Here is a 3,598-nt window from a genome sequence, read left to right on the forward strand (position 1 = left end):
TCCCGGCCCAGCCCGGCCTCGATCAGGGCGCGGCCGAGATCGACCGGGCCGAGGACGATGCCGGCCCCCGGGCCCTCGCGATCCTCGACCTGAACACCGCCTCGGTGGCCGACCTCAACAAGCTCCGGGGCGGCGGCGCGATCGGCCGGGCGATCACCGCCAAGCGCCCCTACGCGTCCGTGGACCAGCTCCTGTCGAAGCGCGTCCTCAGCCGGGCGGTCTACGAGAAGATCAAGGATCAGGTGACGGTGCGGTGATCGCCTCGGGGCCAGCCACCGGCGAACACCCTGGCGGCACCCGCCGCGATGTGCAAATAAATACACATTGCAGCGGAACCTCCCATGCCCAGGGTCGAGACGGATCGCAGGACCATCGTGGATCGGTTGATCGCCGCGGGCTGGATCTGAGGAGGACGCGCATGTCCCGCTACACCGTGCTGATCGATGGCGAGGCCGGCGCCTACGGGGTCGCGTTTCCCGATTGCCCCGGTTGCACCGCCATGGGCGCGACCATCGATGAGGCGATGGTCAACGCGACGGCGGCCCTCAACGAGTGGATGAGCGATCGGATCGCCGCCGGTTTGGCGCCGCCGGCACCCCGGGCGCCGGAGGTTCTGAGGGCCGACCCGACCCTGACCGAGGCCCTGACCGAGGCCACGCTCGGCGTGGTTCCGCTGCTGCTCGATTCCGGCCGGCCCGTGCGCGTCAACGTCTCGCTGGATGCCGCGGTGCTGGCACAGATCGATACCGCCGCCCGGGCGCGGGGCCTCACCCGCTCGGCCTTCCTGGTCTCCGCTGCGCGGGACAAGATCCGGGCCGAGGGCTGAACCGATCCACGTTCGGCGCACCAGTCCCGACAGATCGTGCCGAGGACCGCGGATCCTCGAATGGGTGGAGCGTGCGCGAACCGATCGTGCCGGCGACACCCTGCTCACCCGAGACCCGCCCTCCTTGCGGCACGTACGTATAAGGCCTAGGGATATCATGGATATCTGGAAAGCATATACATGCCGCTCTACGTCAAGGATCCGCAGGTCGATGACCTTGTCGTCCATCTCATGACGCTGTTGCGCACGACCAAGGTCGACGCGGTGCGCCGAGCGCTTCAGAACGAGATCGCCCGTCAGACTGGCAAGGTCGATCTGGTCGAGCAAACGGTCGACTTCGTCCGAACGCTTCACGAGCGGGCCGGGCCACACCCGAAGCCTGCCGACAAGGCGTTCATCGATAGCCTCTACGAGCGCGATTGAGGCGGATCTGCGATGTTCGTGGATGCTTCGGCCCTCACGGCGATCCTGACCGACGAGGCCGACGCGCGCGCGCTGGTCGCCCGGCTGCAGCGGGCGCGCCGCCGCATGACGTCGCCCCTGGCCGTCTGGGAGACCGTCGTGGCCGTGGCGCGCCGCCTCGACCTCCCGATCCCGGAGGCGCGCGATGCGGTGCGCGCCTATCTCGACCTTGCCGGCATCGAGGTCCTCGCCGTAGCCCCGGAGGCTGCCGAAGTTGCCCTCGACGCCTACGACCGCTTCGGCAAGGGCCGGCATCCCGCTGGTCTCAATTTCGGCGACTGCTTCGCCTACGCCTGTGCCCGAACGCACCGGGTTCCGCTGCTCTACAAGGGCAACGATTTCCCGCTCACCGACATCGAGGCCGGGTGAGGCGCGGCCGCGGGACGGGATCCGGGCCGCTCCGCGCTCAGAGCTTCGTCCCAAAGATCTCCGCCACCTGCGGGATGTCCTTGTCGCCCCGGCCGGACATGTTGAGCACCATCAGGTGCTCGGCCGGGCGCTGGGGGGCGATGTCCAGCACCCGGGCCAGGGCGTGGGCCGGCTCCAGGGCCGGGATGATCCCCTCCAGCATCGAGCAGAGCTTGAACGCCTCCAGGGTCTCGGAATCGGTGGCCGAGAGGTACTGGACGCGGCCCATCTCGTGCAGCCAGGCGTGCTCGGGGCCGATGCCCGGATAGTCGAGGCCCGCCGAGATCGAGTGCGCGTCGGAGATCTGCCCGTCCGCGTCCATCAGCAGGTAGGTGCGGTTGCCGTGCAGCACCCCGGGCTTGCCGCCGGTGAGCGAGGCGGCGTGCAGCCCGGACTGGACCCCGTGCCCGGCGGCCTCGACCCCGAAAATCTCGACCTCGCGGTCGTCGAGGAACGGGTGGAACAGCCCCATGGCGTTGGAGCCGCCGCCGATGCAGGCGATCAGCGAATCCGGCAGGCGGCCCTCCTGCGCGAGCATCTGCTCCCGGGTCTCGCGGCCGATCACCGACTGGAAGTCGCGGACCATGGCGGGGTACGGGTGCGGGCCGGCCACGGTGCCGATGCAGTAGAACGTGTCGGCGACGTTGGTGACCCAGTCGCGCAGGGCCTCGTTCATCGCGTCCTTGAGGGTCTTGGTGCCGGATTCCACCGGGATCACCTCGGCCCCGAGCATCTTCATCCGGAAGACGTTGGGCGCCTGCCGGGCGACGTCGACCGCGCCCATGTAGACCACGCATTTCAGCCCGAACCGGGCGCAGAGGGTCGCGGTGGCGACGCCGTGCTGGCCGGCGCCGGTCTCGGCGATGATCCGCGGCTTGCCCATGCGGCGGGCCAGCAGGATCTGGCCGAGCACGTTGTTCACCTTGTGGGAGCCGGTATGGTTCAGCTCCTCGCGCTTGAAGTAGACCTTGGCGCCGTGCCCGGCCGGCGCCGTGGCGCGCATGTGCTCGGTCAGGCGCTCGGCGTAGTAGAGCGGGCTCGGCCGGCCGATATAGTGGGTGCCGTAGCTCGCCATGTCGGCCGCGAAGGCGGGATCGACCTTCGCCGCCTCGTAGGCCGCCTCCAATTCGAGGATCAGCGGCATCAGCGTCTCGGCGACGAACCGGCCGCCGAAGATGCCGAAGCGGCCGCGCTCGTCGGGGCCGGTGCGGAAGGAGTTCGGTTCGGGGGCGATGGTCACGGGGCGGGTCCTTCGACGGGGCGGTTCTTCCGGACGCGGAGAGCGATCTGTTGCCGGGTGCCTAGACCCATGCGGGCGCCGCCGCAATGCGGCCTGCCGCCCACACGCCCGCCTCACAGGATGGCGTCGATGCCCTTCCGCTCGGCCAGGGCGAGCAGCTTCAGCGACGGCCCGCCGGGCTTCTTCTCGCCCCGCTCCCATTTGCTCACCAGCGCGGTGGTCACGTTGAGCGCCCTGGCGAAGATCGCCTGGCTCATCTGCGCGGTCTCGCGGATGGCCCGGATCGCCTCCGGCGCGAGGTCCTCGACCGGCGTCAGGCACGACACGTCGAACCGACGCATCGTCGCCTTGTCGATGGCCCCGGCGGCATGGAGGTCCCGGGCCACCAGGTGCGCCGACCGGAGCGCGTCACTGCGGTAGGTCGTCTTCGGTTCGGTCGTTTTCGGTTCGGTCATCGTCGATTCGTCTCCAGCCGTGCGCGGCGGCGGATCGCGGTCAGCGTAACCCGTTCGATCCGGGCAGCGAAAGGTCTGGCACAGCAAGCCGCGCATCTTGCCGGAGGACAGCATGGCTCTTCGCAGTACGCTTCGCCCGCTCCTCGGGGCGGCCCTCGGGCTCGGGCTGGCCGGGGCGCTGCTCCTGCCCCGGCTTCCGGCCTTCGC

The 3,598-nt window shown here is 69.8% G+C and carries 6 protein-coding genes; 4 read left to right on the forward strand and 2 right to left on the reverse strand.

Features of this window, described 5'->3' with window-relative positions; genetic code table 11:
• From FV228_RS23335 to FV228_RS23350, 4 genes are all read left to right on the forward strand, one after another.
• Positions 1-257 (forward strand): helix-hairpin-helix domain-containing protein (locus tag FV228_RS23335; protein WP_147856759.1); only part of this gene is annotated, 257 nt, incomplete at its 5' end.
• Between the two features lie 161 nt (positions 258-418).
• On the forward strand, positions 419-826 hold the full coding sequence (locus FV228_RS23340; RefSeq protein WP_147899399.1) for a type II toxin-antitoxin system HicB family antitoxin: 408 nt from the start codon (positions 419-421) through the stop codon (positions 824-826).
• A 180-nt stretch (positions 827-1,006) separates the two neighbouring features.
• Positions 1,007-1,249 (forward strand): type II toxin-antitoxin system VapB family antitoxin, encoded by a 243-nt coding sequence (locus tag FV228_RS23345; protein WP_092043145.1) that lies wholly within the window; start codon positions 1,007-1,009, stop codon positions 1,247-1,249.
• Between the two features lie 12 nt (positions 1,250-1,261).
• A complete protein-coding gene (locus tag FV228_RS23350; protein WP_147856760.1) occupies positions 1,262-1,657 on the forward strand; it encodes a type II toxin-antitoxin system VapC family toxin in 396 nt (131 codons plus the stop codon).
• Positions 1,658-1,694: 37 nt separating this feature from the next.
• On the opposite strand, the gene trpB is transcribed toward FV228_RS23350, so the two are convergent.
• Together trpB and FV228_RS23360 are read right to left on the reverse strand one after the other, a co-directional pair.
• On the reverse strand, positions 1,695-2,936 hold the full coding sequence (trpB, locus tag FV228_RS23355) for a tryptophan synthase subunit beta (protein WP_147856761.1): 1,242 nt from the start codon (positions 2,934-2,936) through the stop codon (positions 1,695-1,697).
• A gap of 113 nt (positions 2,937-3,049) precedes the next feature.
• The gene (locus FV228_RS23360; RefSeq protein ID WP_147856762.1) at positions 3,050-3,391 is read right to left on the reverse strand and encodes a DNA-binding transcriptional regulator; all 342 of its coding nucleotides are present in this window, start codon (positions 3,389-3,391) and stop codon (positions 3,050-3,052) included.
• Positions 3,392-3,598 lie beyond the last annotated feature (207 nt).

This window comes from Methylobacterium sp. WL18, from assembly GCF_008040015.1.
GTDB lineage: Bacteria > Pseudomonadota > Alphaproteobacteria > Rhizobiales > Beijerinckiaceae > Methylobacterium > Methylobacterium mesophilicum.

Bases quoted from the DNA above. Each gene is read 5' to 3' on its own strand.
- FV228_RS23340 (WP_147899399.1), top strand. From the start codon at position 419: ATGTCCCGCTACACCGTGCTGATCGATGGCGAGGCCGGCGCCTACGGG.
- FV228_RS23345 (WP_092043145.1), top strand. From the start codon at position 1,007: ATGCCGCTCTACGTCAAGGATCCGCAGGTCGATGACCTTGTCGTCCAT.
- FV228_RS23350 (WP_147856760.1), top strand. From the start codon at position 1,262: ATGTTCGTGGATGCTTCGGCCCTCACGGCGATCCTGACCGACGAGGCC.
- FV228_RS23360 (WP_147856762.1), bottom strand. From the start codon at position 3,391: ATGACCGAACCGAAAACGACCGAACCGAAGACGACCTACCGCAGTGAC.